The 16,058-nt window shown below is 41.4% G+C and carries 14 protein-coding genes; 4 read left to right on the top strand and 10 right to left on the bottom strand.

Annotation, left to right across the window (positions count from 1 at the left end):
- Positions 1-61: 61 nt before the first annotated feature.
- The 3 genes from ACFGVS_RS22805 to creD all read right to left on the bottom strand — a co-directional run bounded on the left by ACFGVS_RS22805 (position 62) and on the right by creD (position 3,581).
- Positions 62-460, bottom strand: coding sequence for a hypothetical protein (locus ACFGVS_RS22805; RefSeq protein ID WP_439695706.1), 399 nt, complete (start codon positions 458-460; stop codon positions 62-64).
- Between the two features lie 78 nt (positions 461-538).
- Positions 539-1,948: a 23S rRNA (uracil(1939)-C(5))-methyltransferase RlmD gene (gene rlmD, locus ACFGVS_RS22800; protein WP_439695705.1), complete on the bottom strand. Its 1,410-nt coding sequence runs from the start codon at positions 1,946-1,948 to the stop codon at positions 539-541.
- A 283-nt stretch (positions 1,949-2,231) separates the two neighbouring features.
- On the bottom strand, positions 2,232-3,581 hold the full coding sequence (gene creD, locus ACFGVS_RS22795; RefSeq protein WP_439695704.1) for a cell envelope integrity protein CreD: 1,350 nt from the start codon (positions 3,579-3,581) through the stop codon (positions 2,232-2,234).
- A 193-nt stretch (positions 3,582-3,774) separates the two neighbouring features.
- Between creD and ACFGVS_RS22790 the strand changes: the two genes are divergently transcribed.
- Positions 3,775-4,161, top strand: a complete 387-nt coding sequence (locus ACFGVS_RS22790; RefSeq protein WP_439695703.1) for a hypothetical protein — start codon at positions 3,775-3,777, stop codon at positions 4,159-4,161.
- A 6-nt stretch (positions 4,162-4,167) separates the two neighbouring features.
- Here ACFGVS_RS22790 and ACFGVS_RS22785 read toward each other — a convergent pair whose 3' ends face one another.
- From ACFGVS_RS22785 to kbl, 6 genes are read right to left on the bottom strand one after another with little or no spacing between them, the layout of a single operon-like run.
- Positions 4,168-4,749 (bottom strand): TetR/AcrR family transcriptional regulator, encoded by a 582-nt coding sequence (locus ACFGVS_RS22785; RefSeq protein WP_090652075.1) that lies wholly within the window; start codon positions 4,747-4,749, stop codon positions 4,168-4,170.
- A 3-nt stretch (positions 4,750-4,752) separates the two neighbouring features.
- Positions 4,753-5,166, bottom strand: coding sequence for a Rieske (2Fe-2S) protein (locus ACFGVS_RS22780; RefSeq protein WP_274211082.1), 414 nt, complete (start codon positions 5,164-5,166; stop codon positions 4,753-4,755).
- Positions 5,163-6,197 carry a phenylalanine--tRNA ligase subunit alpha gene (pheS, locus tag ACFGVS_RS22775; RefSeq protein ID WP_439695702.1) on the bottom strand — a complete coding sequence of 345 codons (1,035 nt, stop codon included), beginning with the start codon at positions 6,195-6,197 and terminating at the stop codon, positions 5,163-5,165. The genes ACFGVS_RS22780 and pheS overlap by 4 nt, the downstream gene beginning before the upstream one ends.
- The gene (locus ACFGVS_RS22770; protein ID WP_274211084.1) at positions 6,197-6,613 is read right to left on the bottom strand and encodes a type II toxin-antitoxin system VapC family toxin; all 417 of its coding nucleotides are present in this window, start codon (positions 6,611-6,613) and stop codon (positions 6,197-6,199) included. The genes pheS and ACFGVS_RS22770 overlap by 1 nt, the downstream gene beginning before the upstream one ends.
- Positions 6,603-6,887 carry a DUF6364 family protein gene (locus ACFGVS_RS22765; protein ID WP_274211085.1) on the bottom strand — a complete coding sequence of 95 codons (285 nt, stop codon included), beginning with the start codon at positions 6,885-6,887 and terminating at the stop codon, positions 6,603-6,605. Before ACFGVS_RS22765 ends, ACFGVS_RS22770 begins: the two co-directional genes overlap by 11 nt.
- Before the next feature lie 42 nt (positions 6,888-6,929).
- The gene (kbl, locus tag ACFGVS_RS22760; RefSeq protein ID WP_439695701.1) at positions 6,930-8,120 is read right to left on the bottom strand and encodes a glycine C-acetyltransferase; all 1,191 of its coding nucleotides are present in this window, start codon (positions 8,118-8,120) and stop codon (positions 6,930-6,932) included.
- A gap of 132 nt (positions 8,121-8,252) precedes the next feature.
- Between kbl and ACFGVS_RS22755 the strand changes: the two genes are divergently transcribed.
- Both ACFGVS_RS22755 and trhO read left to right on the top strand, forming a co-directional pair.
- Complete coding sequence (locus tag ACFGVS_RS22755; protein ID WP_439695700.1) at positions 8,253-10,733, top strand: DUF5686 family protein; 2,481 nt, start codon at positions 8,253-8,255, stop codon at positions 10,731-10,733.
- Between the two features lie 201 nt (positions 10,734-10,934).
- A complete protein-coding gene (gene trhO, locus ACFGVS_RS22750; RefSeq protein ID WP_439695699.1) occupies positions 10,935-11,894 on the top strand; it encodes an oxygen-dependent tRNA uridine(34) hydroxylase TrhO in 960 nt (319 codons plus the stop codon).
- Positions 11,895-11,951: 57 nt separating this feature from the next.
- On the opposite strand, the gene ACFGVS_RS22745 is transcribed toward trhO, so the two are convergent.
- Complete coding sequence (locus tag ACFGVS_RS22745; protein WP_439695698.1) at positions 11,952-12,854, bottom strand: hypothetical protein; 903 nt, start codon at positions 12,852-12,854, stop codon at positions 11,952-11,954.
- A gap of 185 nt (positions 12,855-13,039) precedes the next feature.
- On the opposite strand from ACFGVS_RS22745, the gene ACFGVS_RS22740 reads away from it, so the two are divergent.
- On the top strand, positions 13,040-15,934 hold the full coding sequence (locus ACFGVS_RS22740) for a ligand-binding sensor domain-containing protein (RefSeq protein ID WP_439695697.1): 2,895 nt from the start codon (positions 13,040-13,042) through the stop codon (positions 15,932-15,934).
- Positions 15,935-16,058: the final 124 nt, after the last annotated feature.

Genomic DNA, 16,058 nt, shown 5'->3' with positions numbered 1-16,058 from the left:
GTTTTATACGCGGTAAATATACAAGTCCGTTTTAAGGTTTCAAGTTTAAACGCCGCACAATCTATTTTTTATACGGCACATAAACAAAGTTCGCTCCTTCGGGTACTACTACAAACACGCACATATATTCATTGGGATTTTTGTAGCTGCCGATAAAGCGCTCTTTCAATTCCGGTTTAATTACGCCGCGTTCAGTAAATTCTTCAAGGGTTGAAGCGTGAATGCTCCAGTCCGAATTCAAATCGTGCCTGTCCAGTATCAATTCGCCCAATTTTAGCTCGTGTTGATGAGCTATAAAAATTGGATATGATGATAGCCCCTCCACCATAATTTCGATGGCTACCTCATGTATCGAATCTTTAAAAAATTTAAGATCGCGCTCTAAACTCAGCAACGGACTATTTTTGGCCGGCTCAAGGTTCTCTTTATTACCTTCGTTTAACAGATCTTCGGGTTGCATATATTTCTTGAACTGTTGTTTTTATTTCGTTAATTTCAATAATGTTTCGTTGTTCTGCCATGAACCATGCCCCATCAACTATGAACTTCTTAACACCAATAACACCACATTTTCCACGTGCTGCGTATGCGGAAACATATCTACAGGTTGTATTTTTACGGTATCGTATTTTTCTTTAAGTACCAGCAAATCGCGGGCCTGGGTAGCAGCGTTACAGCTTACATAAACAATTTTAGGCGCCTCAATTTCCATCAAACGGGCAACCACATCGGGGTGCATACCTGCACGCGGCGGGTCGGTGATGATCACGTCAGGTTTGCCATGTTCGGCCACAAAATCAGCCACCAGTACATCCTTCATATCACCCGCATAAAATTTAGTGTTGGTGATATCATTAATTGCTGAGTTTACTTTGGCATCCTCAATGGCAGTGGGCACATATTCTACCCCTACCACTTCTTTTACGCTGCCCGCTATAAAATTGGCTATGGTACCGGCGCCGGTATACAAGTCATAAACCAGCTCGTTACCGCTAAAGCCTGCAAAATCGCGGGTTATCTCGTAAAGGCGTAGGGCCTGGATGCTGTTAGTTTGGTAAAACGATTTTGGGCCGATGCGGAATTTAATGCCGTTCATTTCCTCATGAATGTATTCTGGGCCTTTAAAGGCTATTACATCCTGGTCAAAAATGGTGTCGTTCTTTTTTTGGTTGATGATATATAACAATGACGTTATTTCGGGGAAACCGGCATCAATAAAGTTCATCAGCTTATCAATATCCTCCTGCTCAACATAGGCAAACACTACTATAACCATGATCTCGCCGATTGACGATGTACGCACAATCAGGTTTCGTAATGCTCCTTCGTGGTTACGCAGGTTATAAAATGAATACCCCTGCTCAATCACAAAATCGCGGATACTATTTCGCAGATCATTTGAGGGTTCGGCCTGCAGGTAGCAGTGCTTTACATCCAAAATTTTATCAAACCGGCCGGGGATATGAAAGCCAAGGGCGTTCATGTTAAGTGCTTCATCTTCTTTATTCTCGCCATCATATAACCAGCGTTTATCGCTAAAGGTATATTCCAGCTTGTTGCGGTAGTAACGGTCGGCCGGTGATGGGATGATGTCCATGATGCCATCTACGTCAATTTTGGCTATCCGGCCAAGGGCATCGGCAACAGATTTTTGTTTGAATTTAAGCTGCGCCTCATAGGTCATGTGCTGCCATTTGCAGCCGCCGCAGGTACCAAAGTGCTCACAGAATGGTGTGGTACGGTATTCCGATGCTTGTTTCAGGTTAAAAATTTTGCCTTCGCCAAAATTCTTTTTGCTTTTGTAAACCTGTACATCTACAACATCGCCGGGTATGGCTTTATCAACAAAAAGCACAAAGTCGTCGGTTTTGCCCACGCCTTTTCCTTCTTCGGCAATATCTATTATCCGAACGTCTTCAAAAAACTTCTGTTTTGCAACTTTATTCATCAGGCTGCAAAGGTAACAATCAGAATCAAGAAGTTAGAATCAAGAATAAAAGACGAAAAAAGCAATAGCAGCCTTAGAGGAATAAACCCATTAAATAGCTTACAATATCTGTTAATGGATTAAACTCAATATCGAACTGCTCGTCTACCTGTTTTGAAAAATCTGTTAGTTCACGGCTCATAGTATTTAAATTTACTATGCAAACATAATAAATATTATACCATATACCAAAACGGTATATGGTATATAAATATAAGGTTTAGGTTGTTATGAAATAAGATGTTTAGCTATGGGCCGCATCCGCTTTTATTGTTTCCTGCTTATCCCAGTTAATCTTCCGCGAGAAATACATCAGCACACCTACAATAATGAACAGGGCTATACTCCCTACCATCAACGCCAGGTCTTCCAGTTGGATGATCACGAAAATAAATGTGTAAAATACCGATAGGATAAAAGCAAATAACACCGCCGCCATCCTGTTTTTTAATATGGAGGCTATGAAGGTTGCTATGAGGCCAATGGTTGCAACGGAGGCCACAAGGTAAGCAAAGTTAAAACCAATTTGTTCAGAGAAGGATAGCAATAGCAGGTAGTAAATGATCATGGCAGCGGCTATCAGAACATAATTGAAAATGTGGATGCTTTGCTTGCGGATAACCTCGGTTAAAAACAGGGAGATAAAAGTAAGCAGCACAATTAAAATGGCATACTTGCTGGTGCGCGTTGTTTTTTGATACTGATCAACCGGTAAACGAAGTTTAATTCCAAACGTAGCGTCGGCTTGCTTTTTCTCGTTGTTTAGCAAGCCGTTATCGTCAACCCATTGCTGCGGGAAGGGCCGGTTATAATACAATATTTTCCAGTGCGATTTAAAACCACCGCTATCTACCGTGCGTTCGTCTGGCAAATAACGGCCGTCAAAACTTGGGCTGGCCCAACTGCCGCCGGCTTGTACATCAGTAGTTTTGCCCAGGTGTAAAAAGCTAAGTTCCTGGCTGCCCTTCATGTCCAGGTTATAATCAAAGGTAAATTCGCCATCCTTTGTTCCTGATAAATCGATGGCCGCCTGTAGTCCATCGCCCGGTAACAATGTGCTATTAAATACAGGCTCGGCAGTTAAGGTTTGGCCGGCTGCTTTTATCACCGGATTGTTTTTTAAACCTTTTAAATCGGTAATACTAAAAATCAGGCGCGCCTTATCCAATACAAGCTGATCGGCGGTTAAAGAAAGACCGGCCAGGCTGGCCTTTGAAAAGTTTCCGGATACTTTAACCAGCGAGTTGTAAACCGCTACATCAAAAATGCCCCTATGCAATATCTGTGTATTAAGGACTGCCTTAATATTTAAATTATCGGGCAGGATATAAAGGTTTTCCATAGCGTCCTGCCTGGTTACTTTGTTGGCTGTATCTGTTTTCTGGATATGTTTTCTGTAAGGAATCACCAATACCGGCCCCGCTACCAACTGCCCTCCCGACCATTTGTCTGATACATCATTTATCATCTCGTCCTGCCGCTGCGCGCGCTCGCTTATCAGGTTATTAATCAGCGATGAGGGGATGAGCAATACTATAATCAGCACTCCGATAAAAAGTAATTTAACTGTAACCGACTCCTTGAGCCAGTCCATTATTCCGCGCGTTTTTGGTTCTTGTTGTACCATTTTATTTAATTGAAGCACTTTGTATTTCAAAGTAAAAGCGTAAAAAGATAGGCCTTTTCCACGGCCTTTATTTCTGCAAGCAAATTAAATAAAAGAACTTTGCATTTCAAAGTATATTATTAAAATACTTCAATTATTTTTAAGTCCGTATCTTTAAGCGATGACCACCCAGGAACAAATATATAATTGGCTAATAACCGGTCTGCAGCAATCACCGGTAAAATTCTCAGAAGTGTTTTATTATGATAAACGCGACAAGCAATTCTTTTCGATTTTAATGACAGACTACTTTCTTTTTGACGGGAATGGTGAATTAAACAAGGATGCATCATCAACCTATTCGGAAGCCACGTTGGTACTGCTGACCGACAGAATCCGCAGGATTAACATTGATCCACAGATTATAGCAATACCCCGGCTTGGCGATACCGACGATGATTATTTACAGCAAGCAGATAGTTTTTTAAATTTAAATGCCATCAACGTTGATGAATCAACCATCTGGGATGTTGAAGAAAGCGGATCGATAACGTTCAATTTAAAATAGGCTAACCTACACCGTAATAGCGGCCTTTACCAAATAAGGTAATATCTCTTTTTGAAAAGAAACAAAGTTTTTGCGCACATCCGAATCGCTTACCGAGGTAAACGCAAAACTGAACACGATGCTTTTGCTGCATTTGATCAGGAAGCGTAAACGCTGGTGATAGGTTTCGTGTTTGCGGATGCCGGGCAGTTGAATAAATGATGCCATCAGCATTTCTTCCAGCTCGTTGCTCAGGTTTTTTAAAAAGTCCTGGGAGTTGGTTGATTCGCGGATAAAATCCCAGCCGATAAATTCGTTGCAAACGGTGTATGACAGGCGGCAGGTTTTCATGATAAGGTTATTGAGGTGGGCCTCCTCGTCCATATCAGGGGTATTGCTCTGTACCAGGTCATCAACGCTGGCTTTAATATAGTCCATCAGCAAAATATGCAATACCGCCTCCTTACTATCAAAATACTTGTAGATAGTGGCTTTTGCGATCCTTGCTTTTTTGGCTATTTCGTTAACGCTGGTTTTATGGTAACCGAATTTGCGGAATAAATCTTGCGCTGCCCGCTTTATGCTGTCTTTAATTTTATCGGCTTCCATGTATCAATTGGATACAAATATCTGAAAATTATAGACACTCACACTATATGCTCTTAATGATTTGGTGGCAGGCGCTTTTACCGGCGTACCATCGGCCAAAGAAAACTTGGAACCACTACAGGGATCGGTTACCGAAAAGCCCGAAGCATCCAAAGTAACCGCGCATTTTTTTTCGGGCTGATAGCTGCTGCAACGGTCATAAGCTACATATTGGCCAGTCCCGGTACGGTATATGATAAGCCCGGCAACACCATAACCATTTATAAAAACCACACCGCCGCCACTGGTAAGCGGCGCCAGGCGCGGATCATTTATGGGTGCCGAAAAGTTTACCGGTACACTGGGTATATTGTCTGTTGCTTTGCCACATGAAAAACAGCACAAACCAATAAGCATTATCGCCAGCAGTTTCCTCATAGCATCTCGGTAGTGAACTGTTTCAGAAAGCGCACATCATTTTCAGAAAATAAACGCAGATCGCGGATAACATATTTGAGGTTGGCAATTCGTTCCATGCCCATACCAAACGCAAAACCGGTAAATTTCTTACTATCAATACCGCAATTTTCCAAAACATTAGGGTCAACCATACCGCAGCCCAAAATCTCTACCCAACCACTGTATTTACACATATTACAGCCAGATCCTTTGCATATGGTACAGGATATATCCATTTCGGCAGATGGCTCGGTGAACGGGAAGTATGATGGCCGGAACCTTACCTGGGTACCCTCGCCGTAAAGCTCCTGTACAAAGTGATAAAGTGTTTGCTTTAAATCGGCAAATGATACGTTTTCATCAACATATAACCCCTCTACCTGGTGAAAAAAGCAATGCGCACGGGCAGATATTGCTTCGTTACGGTAAACGCGACCCGGCATTATAGCGCGGAACGGCGGCTTGCCGTGCTCCATCATCCTAACCTGTACCGATGATGTATGGGTACGCAAAGCGATATCATCTTTGCCACTGTTCTTTTTAATAAAAAAGGTGTCCTGCATATCGCGGGCCGGGTGTTCTTCGGGAAAGTTTAACGCTGAAAAGTTATGCCAGTCATCTTCAATCTCGGGTCCCTCGGCAACAACAAAGCCAAGGCGTTTAAAAATATCAATGATCTCGTTACGTACTAACGACAACGGATGACGTGAGCCGACGGTAAAGCCATCGCCAGGCAACGTTAAATCAATATCTGAGTTGTGAGTTGTGAGTTGTGAGTTGTGAGTTTCCTTTAATTCGTTGTATTTAGCTTCCGCCAGCTGTTTAAACTCGTTAAGCACTTTACCAAAAGTGCGTTTCTCTTCGGGGCCAACGGTTTTAAATTCTTCAAAAAGATCTTTGATAATTCCCTTGGTACCTAAAAATTTTATGCGGAACGCCTCCAGTTCATCGGCCTTGGCAGAAGCAAAGGCTTTAATTTCGGCGGCGTATTGGTCTATTTTATTTTGCATTATAGTGTTCTTAAAAATTGGTCGGCTGTTAAAACCGGGATCAAGGAGTTCTTATAGTCTTTTATATTACGGGTGATAATTAAATCACAGTTACTCTTCTTAGCAATAAAACATTGAATCGCGTCTTCAAAATCGACAATGTTACTTGCTAAAGCAAAATCTATAGCATCTTTTTCAAATGGCAATATATCGATTGATCCGGCTAATTTCTTTATGCTTTCTTTAGTTGTAGATATGCCTATCTGCTTTCTTAATATATAATTTATGTTTGCAATTACCAACGACGATGTTTTCAATTCGAGTTTTCTTTTTTCACTCTCAATTAACAAAATTTGAGTGTAAAAGAAAAACGACTCCCTTTTTAAAAACATATCCAATAAAACATCACTATCTAAGAATAGGCGTTTATAGATCATATTTTTCTTTAAAATATTCGTACTTCATATCCTTGTAATCCATGTCCTCGGGATATTTTCCTTTTAAAATACCCGTTAAACTTTGAATCCACTCGGGGATTTCTGTGTTTTTGTATTTTTCTATTAAAGGGTCTTCTTTTTTTTCTTGTTCCTCTATTTTATCAAAATATTCCTGCACCAACTTAGAAACACTTGTATGCTTGCGTTTCGCATATTCTTTTATGCGGGGCACAGAATCTGATTTAACACTCAAGGTTAGCTTTGTACTTTCCATAACAAGCCATTTATACGTACAAATATAAAAAAACTGCACGTATTATTTAATCACCCCCAATTCCTTACCCACTTTGGTAAACGCAGCGATTGCCTTATCCAAATGATGCGTATCATGCGCGGCCGAAATCTGCACCCGGATACGAGCCTTGCCTTGCGGAACCACCGGGTAATAAAAACCTATCACGTAAATGCCCTCTTCCAGCATTTTGGCGGCAAACTCCTGTGCCAACTTAGCTTCATAAAGCATAACTGGTACAATGGGGTGCACACCGGGTTTAATATCAAAACCGGCTTCGGTCATTTTTTGGCGGAAGTATTGGGTGTTGTTTTCCAGCTTGTCGCGCAGCTGGGTAGTTTCGCTCAACATATCCAAAACCGCTATTGAAGCGCCGGTAATAGCAGGCGCCAATGTATTTGAAAACAGATATGGGCGCGAACGCTGGCGCAACATATCAATAATCTCTTTACGGCCCGATGTAAAACCGCCGGATGCACCGCCCAGGGCTTTACCCAAAGTACCCGTAATAATATCTATTTTACCCATTACATGGTGGTGCTCATGCGTACCGCGACCGGTTTTTCCCATAAAACCGCTGCAATGGCTCTCGTCAATCATTACCAAAGCATTATATTGTTCGGCCAGGGCGCAAATTTTATCAAGCTGTGCAATTGTACCATCCATACTAAAAGCACCATCGGTTACAATAATACGATGACGGCAGCTTTCGGTGGCTTTAAGTTTTTCTTCCAGGTCGGCCATGTGGTCATGCTTATAACGCTGGCGCTGGGCCTTGCAAAGGCGGACACCATCGATGATAGATGCATGGTTCAATTCGTCGGATATAATAGCATCCTGCTCATTAAACAATGGTTCAAAAACACCGCCGTTGGCGTCAAAAGCTGCGGCATATAAGATGGTATCTTCGGTGCCTAAAAATTCGGCTATCTTTTTTTCAAGTTCTTTATGAATATCCTGCGTGCCGCAAATAAACCGTACAGATGATAAACCGTAACCATGTGTATCCATTGCATCCTTAGCCGCCTGGATAACTTTAGCGTTACCGGATAAACCAAGATAATTGTTGGCACAAAAGTTTATTACTTCCTGCCCGCCCTGTACGGTAATATCCGCACCCTGCGGCGATGTAATAATCCGTTCTTTTTTATATAAGCCTGCATTTTCAATAGCTTCCAATTCCTGCTGTAAAACCGGTTGTAATGTATTGTACATAGTAGTTGATGGTTAAAGGCTGCAAAATTAAGCAATAACAGTCATTTGACGGGGCCAACATCGGTTTTAATTATTTATTAAGTGTAAAACAAAACATTTCAACGGTTAACGGTATTTGATTGTTGATAGACTATGAGAATACACTTACTATTGATTTTTACTGTTTTATGTGCCGTTACAGCGTCGGCACAGCAGTATGTTTTGTCGGGCAGGATCACCAACTCCAAAAGCGAAGTAATTCCTTTTACATCGGTGTATATCCGCAACTCTACTTATGGCACCACAGCCAATGAAAACGGATTATATGAGTTTAAGCTTGCTCCCGGCATCTATAATTTAACTTATCGCTTTGTTGGATTTAACGAAAAGACGATTAGCGTAACCATAGCCGATCATGACGAAACCCTAAACGTACAATTAGACGATGAGGTTTTCGGTACCGAACGGGTAGCTGCCATATACCGCAAAAATCACGATGTTGCCGATACCATCATGAAACAGGTTATCAAAAAACGAAAATATTACCTGGATGAAGCTACTTCATATTCCTGTGCAGTTTATATTAAAGGAGTTCAAAAACTATTGAGCGCCCCAAAATCATTATTATCAAAAGAGGTTATCCGTACGCTCGATCTCGATTCGATGGGCCGCGGAATTCTTTACCAGCAGGAGTCACTATCCAACTATAACTCTCAATCGCCCGATAAAATCAGGGAAGTTACCATTGCCAACAGAATAGCGGGTATAAACACAGCTTTCAGCTACAATAAGGCATCTGATTTACAGGTAAATTTTTACAAAAACGTATTCAGCATTAATGGCTTAAGCGCCCGTGGCTTTGTATCGCCCCTGGCATCCAACGCTTTAACCTTTTACAGGTATAAGTTGCTTGGTGTATCTAACGAAAATGGCCGGGTGATAAATAAAATTCAGGTTATTCCGCGCCGCGCCCACGGCCAGTATTTTCAGGGTGATATTTATATAGTAGATGGCGAATGGCGGTTGTATAGTGCCGATTTGTACCTGACAAAAGGCGTAAATAACCTTAACCTGGTAGATACCTTAAAAATTACCCAGCAATATGTAGCTATAACCGATAGTATCTGGATGCCGGCGGCGGTACAATATAATTTTAAAGGGCAGGTGTTTGGTTTTAAGTTTGGCGGTTATTATGAGGCGATATACAACAACTATAAAGTTAACCCCACCTTTCCTGATCACTTTTTTACCGGCGAAGTGCTAAATGTGGATACTGTTGCAAATGCTAAAAATGCCGAATACTGGGCATCTGTGCGACCGGTTCCGTTAACACCAAGGGAAGCGCGGGATTATCAGAAAAAAGATAGTATAGCAGCACATAAGCAAACCAAACAATACCTGGATACGTTGCAACATACCAAAAACCATATTAACTACCCCGGTTATTTGATATTTGGATATTATGCAAGCAGCCGCAATAATAAAGACTCGCTGTGGGTATATCCGTTTATACAAACATTTTATTACAACACAGTAGAGGGTTTTGGCATAAACGCCAAGGTTAGGTATACCAAAAAAATTGACGATTTCCATTCCTTTAGTATAACGCCTGCCCTGCGCTATGGCTTTTCAAACAAAGTTTTTAGCGCCAATATTTATTCCGATTATAAAAATGACCCGTTCCATAACGCTAAATTCTTTACCGGCTTTGGCAGCGATGTGCTGGACCTGAATAACGTAGGGACACGATCGCTGTACTTCAATACATTAAGCACCTTACTGAGCGAGAATAACTATGTAAAATATTATCGCACTCATTACGGATTGTTCGGCTACCAGCGAGAGGTGACCAATGGTGTATTACTATCGGGCAGCTTATCATACGCCAGCCGTAGCCAGCTTTACAACACATCGTACTCACATATAAAAGATGTTAAAAACAGGGAGTTTACATCAAATAATCCGCTGGCCCCAGCGGGCGCACCAGCCGATGATCATTCTTTTTTATTTCCTGAAAACCAGGCTTTGACCTTTGCGACTTCGGCCACTTTCACATTTGACCAGGAGTATGTAACCAGGCCAACCGGCAAGTTTAACCTGCCATCAAAATATCCTACTTTAACGTTAAACTACCGCAAGGGTATAAATAATTTATTAGGCTCCGATGTTAATTATGATTTTACATCCGTTGATGTATCGCAGTATAAGATACGGGTGGGACTAACAGGCTTTTCTTCTTTTAAATTAACTGCAGGCGGTTTTTTTAATGATAAAACCCTGTACTACATGGATTACAACCACTTTTTAGGTAACCAGGGAACTACCTTCGATCCTACTTATGTAGGCAGCTTTCACTTTTTGCCTTTTTATACCTACAGTACCAACGGAGCTTTCCTTGAAGCCCACTTCCAGCACAATTTTGCCGGTTCAATCTTCGATAAGATCCCACTGCTCAGGAAGGCCAAGCTGGAAGAAATTATCGGCGCCAACTACCTTACCACAAAAGCCAATCGCGATTACACAGAATTTTACGTCGGCGTACAACGGCTTATTTTCAGGGTTGATTATGGTGTATCCTACATGGGCAACAAAAAATACATCCAGGGTTTCAGGATCTTTTATGGGATAAGATAGTTTTTTGAGGTAAAAGGATAAAGGCAAAAGATAAAAGGCCTTTGGAAAAGGAATCAATGTTTATCAACCTTTTATTTTTTTGGTGCGGAATTTATATTTGCTAACCGCGACTAAACCTTTCGCCTCTATCCTTTTACCTTTCGCCTCAAAAGTCTATCTTTGCACCTCATTTAACACTGTTTACAGCAGTATCAATGGATTATGGCAATATATAATACACTACTGTACTATTGTTATTCAACGATAGCCGATGCGGAGCAATTTGCTGCCGATCATTTAAAATTTTGTAAAAGCCTGGGGTTAACCGGCCGAATCATTGTAGCCGAAGAAGGGCTTAACGGTACTGTATCCGGCACCGCCGAAGCTTGCAAAACCTATATGGATACCGTACACGCAGATGAGCGTTTTGCGGGCATCGATTTTAAGATTGATGAAGTTACTGAGCCCTCATTTGTAAAAATGCACTGCCGCTACAAAGCCGAGATCGTTTACTCGGGCCTGCGCGACCCTAACGTTATCAACCCACAACAACAAACAGGTAAGCACCTGGAGCCAAAAGAATTTATGGCGATGAAAGACCGTGATGACGTGGTTGTTTTGGATGTACGGTCAAACTACGAACATTCATTAGGCAAGTTCAAAAACGCGGTAACTCTTGATATCGAAAATTTCAGGGATTTCCCGGCCATGATTAACGAACTGGCCAAATACAAAGATAAAAAGATCCTGACCTATTGCACCGGCGGCATCAAATGCGAAAAAGCATCGGCACTGTTGCTGCACGAAGGCTTCCCCGAAGTTTACCAGCTACATGGGGGTATAATTAAATATGGTAAAGAAGCTGGCGGCCAGGATTTTGAGGGCAAATGCTATGTATTTGATAACCGCCTTTCAGTTGATGTAAACAGCGTGAACCCGGTAGTAATATCAACCTGCCGCAATTGTGGTACAATCACCCCAAAAATGATCAATTGTGCCAACCCCGAGTGCAACGAACATTTTACCCAGTGCGATGAATGCGGCACCAAAATGGAAGGTTGCTGCAGCGATGCCTGCCAAAGCCATCCACGCAAAAGGGTTTATGATGGTACTGGCTACTATGTAAAGGTACCGCAACCGGTAAATACCAATAAAAGGAATAACCTGCAACTGGCGGATTAATAACAAAAAAAGCTTACCTCATTGGTAAGCTTTTTTTGTTTATCATTTAAATCTTTCTTATTTCTTCAATCCTCTTCTTATTGCCTTAACAAAATCTACAGGTACTTCAGCAATTGCCGAAATCTGTTCACCAGATAACCCTAATTGCACAATAAGGTTTGTTACAACTTTAGTTTGTTCCTCTTCACGGCCCTTTTCAATACCTTGCTTTTCGGCCCTATCCAATAAAAGTTCTTCTATGCCCATTGTAATGTTTTTTTGGGTTAAAACAGCCATCTCCTCTTCAAATTTAACAAACATTTCCGGATTTTCAAAACGCAAGTAATACCGTAAAAAGCTCATTACCTTACGTATCTTATCTTTAGGCATCTTTTTACCCAACAATCGTTTAGCCAAATCATAGGCTAGGTCAAAAAGCTGTTGGTCGTTAAATAAATTTCGCGATATTGCTAATTTAGCTGATAATAACGCCATGGCAAAAGGATTATTGCTGGCTTCAAGTACATCATTGTCCTGATCAATAATCTTAAATGTATTGTATTTATAAAACACCCTGGTTCCTAAAAACTCCCGCTCATAAAATCGCGGATGGAATTTTATCCCTGTATCAGCAAAAATGGCGAAAGCAGTAATGGGCTTATCGTACTGATCAAGGATCCGGTAATAATACTGAAACATCCGTTTTGCAAAATCATGATCTGTATAACCTTGAACCTCTACATGAATGAGCACCCACTCTTCGGTTCCACCTCTTGTAAATAACCTGACCAACTTATCTACATACCGTGGTGCATAATTGCCTCCTTCGGGTGGAAACAGCTGATCAAGTTCCTTATCCAGGTACTGAAAACCCTTTTCAAAATCAAATAATTCTTCTGCATCAGCATAAAAAAACCGAAGGAAGTCATCAAAAAGGTCTTCCAGGGCGCCCTTCCAAAGTATATCGTCGTTACGTTTCATTTAAATGGATATCCAAAAACTAAAGTAATAACTTTAAAATCATATTTTACTTTTCTTAATCTTCTACCTCTTGCAGTAAAGGTCTCTCCTTAAACCATCCGCTTCAGCTCATTTTTTATATCCAAACTCAAACCTTAATTTCGTAAAATTGGTTTGCTTTGCAGGCGAATGCCATTTCATAACCCATGCGTAAATCGTTACTGATTACTTTCCTGTTGTTTTGTGTTGCTCCCCTACTTGCGCGCGCGGTGGATATCAAAAGCGTAGGTGTGCCTTATGTACAAAATTACACCAAGACGATGTACCAGTCTGGCAATCAAAACTGGAGCATTACGCGTGATGAACATGGCATTATGTATTTTGGCAATGCCCAGGGTTTACTTGCCTTTGATGGTAAATACTGGCAGCAACATCATATGCCCAACGGCTTAATCGTTCGTTCGGTATCGGCCGATGGCAAAGGCAAAATTTATGTTGGGGCTTATGGCGAATTTGGTTACTGGGCCGACGATAACAAGGGAATTTTAAAATACAACTCGCTGGTAAACCTGGTCCCGGCAAAGTATAAACCCATAAATGAAGAGATCTGGAAGATATATATTGATGGCGGGCGCATTATTTTCCAGTCGTTTGGGTCAATATACATTTATTCCAAAGGAAAAATCAACGTCATAAAAACACCCAGCCCTTACCTGTTTATGTTTAAGGCTGCTAATCGTTTTTTTATCGAACAGGTTTCGGTTGGGCTGTTTGAGCTTAAGGATAACAAGCTGGTTTTTGTACCCGGAAGCAATATATTGGGACCAAGCGGCGTGTTATCAATGTTGCCGTTCCAAAAAAACAAATTCATCATTGGCACTGCCCAAAATGGTTTGTTCATTTACGACGGGCAAACCATAAAACCCTGGGCAAACCAGGCCAACGATTTTTTAAAAACATACCAGCTTAATAACGGCGCGCTCATAGCCGGTAAATATGTAGCCTACGGTACCATATTAAATGGTGTAGTGGTTATTGATACCGCAGGCAACCTTATTCAGCATATTAACAAGGCAAGTGGCTTGCAAAACAATACCGTTTTAAGTTTATATACCGACAGCGAACAAAACCTTTGGGCGGGTCTCGACAACGGCATCGATCGCATCGAGGTTAACTCGCCATTATACTTTTACTTTGATAAAACAGGCAAATTTGGCACCGTTTACTCCAGTATCATTTTTGATAATAAAATTTACCTGGGTACAAACCAGGGGCTTTTTTACAGTGATTGGGTTCCCGAAAACAACAACAAGCTTTTCCAGTCGTTTGATTTTAAACTTATCCCCGGCTCGCAAGGCCAGGTTTGGGAACTTACACTGCAGGATGGGCGCCTGCTTTGCGGCCATAACGATGGCACCTACCAGGTAAACGGCAGTACCATAACCAAAATATCCACTATAACCGGCGGCTGGACAACCAAAAAATTTGGCGCTGATAAACTCATCCAGGGAAACTATACAGGCCTGGCAATTTTGAGAAAAGATGTATTGGGCAACTGGATATTTGACCATAAAGTAGAAGATTTTGGCGAACCATCGCGGTATGTTGAACAGGATAGCAAAGGACAAATTTGGGTAAGCCATGCTTACAAAGGCATTTATAAACTAACCTTAAGCGCCGACCTGAAAAAGGTAACTTCAAAGGTATATTACGATAGCCGGTATGGCCTGCCCGGCAGCTACAATGTAAATGTGTTTGACCTTGATAACCGGGTTGTGTTTACTTCCGATTCGGGCTTTTATGTTTATGATGATATTACCGACCGTTTTTTTAAATACACGCAACTTAATAAAAAGCTGGGCACATTTGCCACCTCAAGCAAAATCATCAAAGCCATAGGCAAAAAATACTGGTTTATAAACCAGGGCCGTGTAGCCCTGGCCGACTTTTCGGTGCCGGGCAAGCTGAGTATTGATACCAACCGTTTCAGCATTCTTAACGGGCAAATGGTGCAGCACTATGAAACTATTAACCGTATTAATGCATCAACTTACCTTATTAGTATTGATGATGGTTTCGTGATTCTTAATGATGAGGATGCTTTACTCCCCAATAAAATCAGCATTCCGCAGGTACTCATACGGCAGGTTGAGAATATTACCGACAAGGTTTATGTAATAAGCGAAGGTGGCAGTAGCCTTAACGACATAGAAATACCTTATGCCCAAAACAACATTCGCATTTCCTACTCACTACCGTATTATAAACAGGCTAAAATAAAATTTCAATATTACCTGGAAGGCTACTCGCGCCAATGGAGCGACTGGACACAGCAGAGCCAAAAAGAGTTTACCAACCTTGATCAGGGCACCTACCATTTTAAGGTACGCGCTAAAATAAACGATCAAAACGTATCTTCAATCACCTCATTAACCTTCATTATTTTGCCGCCGTGGTATGCCGGCAAACCTGCCATGCTGTTTTATGCTTTGTTGCTGTTATTGTTTTATTACCTGGTGAGGTACTATTACCGCCTGAAACTAAAACGCCACCAGTTGCACATTCACGAAAAGTTGCAACGCGAAAAGGAAGAGTTTTTAAAACAAGAGGCCATTGCGAACGAGCAGCATATCATCAGCATAAAAAACGAACAGCTACAGGCAGATCTGGCAAGCAAAAGCCGGGAGTTGGCCAATTCGGCCATGAACCTGGTTTACAAAAACGAATTGCTGCAAAAAATCAGCGAAGAAATACTACACCTTAAAGATAGCTATGGCAAAAAACTGGCCGACGACCAGCTGCGGCGCATTCAAAAGGTTATCGACGAAGGAATGAATGACGAGCGCGACTGGAACATTTTTGAAAAAAGTTTTAACGAAGCCCACGAAAACTTTTTCAAAAAACTAAAATCAGACCACCCCGACCTGGTGCCAAACGACCTTAAACTTTGCGCCTACCTGCGCATGAATATGAGTAGTAAGGAAATGGCTTCCCTTTTAAACATCTCGCTACGTGGCGTCGAAATAAGGCGCTACCGCCTGCGTAAAAAGCTCAACCTGGAGCATGATAAAAACCTGGTGGAGTTTCTCATCGAACTATAATACTACATCATTACCTCTCATAACCATTTATAAAACCGATTTACTACACACCCCGATTGTAGTATGTATGCTATACGAAACCTCGGTTTAATAGTCTGATTATCAAATAAATAAAATACCACCA

The organism is Mucilaginibacter sediminis (genome assembly GCF_051903035.1).
GTDB lineage: Bacteria > Bacteroidota > Bacteroidia > Sphingobacteriales > Sphingobacteriaceae > Mucilaginibacter.
The sequence above is the reverse complement of the archived record's forward strand: the minus strand, read 5'-3'. Positions and strand labels throughout refer to the sequence as shown.

Excerpts from the sequence above, each read along its gene's own strand:
- ACFGVS_RS22745 (WP_439695698.1), bottom strand. The coding sequence starts at position 12,854 with ATGAAACGTAACGACGATATACTTTGGAAGGGCGCCCTGGAAGACCTT.
- ACFGVS_RS22780 (WP_274211082.1), bottom strand. The coding sequence starts at position 5,166 with ATGAGGAAACTGCTGGCGATAATGCTTATTGGTTTGTGCTGTTTTTCA.
- ACFGVS_RS22755 (WP_439695700.1), top strand. The coding sequence starts at position 8,253 with ATGAGAATACACTTACTATTGATTTTTACTGTTTTATGTGCCGTTACA.
- ACFGVS_RS22805 (WP_439695706.1), bottom strand. The coding sequence starts at position 460 with ATGCAACCCGAAGATCTGTTAAACGAAGGTAATAAAGAGAACCTTGAG.
- ACFGVS_RS22765 (WP_274211085.1), bottom strand. The coding sequence starts at position 6,887 with ATGGAAAGTACAAAGCTAACCTTGAGTGTTAAATCAGATTCTGTGCCC.
- trhO (WP_439695699.1), top strand. The coding sequence starts at position 10,935 with ATGGCAATATATAATACACTACTGTACTATTGTTATTCAACGATAGCC.
- ACFGVS_RS22770 (WP_274211084.1), bottom strand. The coding sequence starts at position 6,613 with ATGATCTATAAACGCCTATTCTTAGATAGTGATGTTTTATTGGATATG.
- creD (WP_439695704.1), bottom strand. The coding sequence starts at position 3,581 with ATGGACTGGCTCAAGGAGTCGGTTACAGTTAAATTACTTTTTATCGGA.
- ACFGVS_RS22740 (WP_439695697.1), top strand. The coding sequence starts at position 13,040 with ATGCGTAAATCGTTACTGATTACTTTCCTGTTGTTTTGTGTTGCTCCC.
- pheS (WP_439695702.1), bottom strand. The coding sequence starts at position 6,197 with ATGCAAAATAAAATAGACCAATACGCCGCCGAAATTAAAGCCTTTGCT.
- ACFGVS_RS22790 (WP_439695703.1), top strand. The coding sequence starts at position 3,775 with ATGACCACCCAGGAACAAATATATAATTGGCTAATAACCGGTCTGCAG.
- kbl (WP_439695701.1), bottom strand. The coding sequence starts at position 8,120 with ATGTACAATACATTACAACCGGTTTTACAGCAGGAATTGGAAGCTATT.
- rlmD (WP_439695705.1), bottom strand. The coding sequence starts at position 1,948 with ATGAATAAAGTTGCAAAACAGAAGTTTTTTGAAGACGTTCGGATAATA.
- ACFGVS_RS22785 (WP_090652075.1), bottom strand. The coding sequence starts at position 4,749 with ATGGAAGCCGATAAAATTAAAGACAGCATAAAGCGGGCAGCGCAAGAT.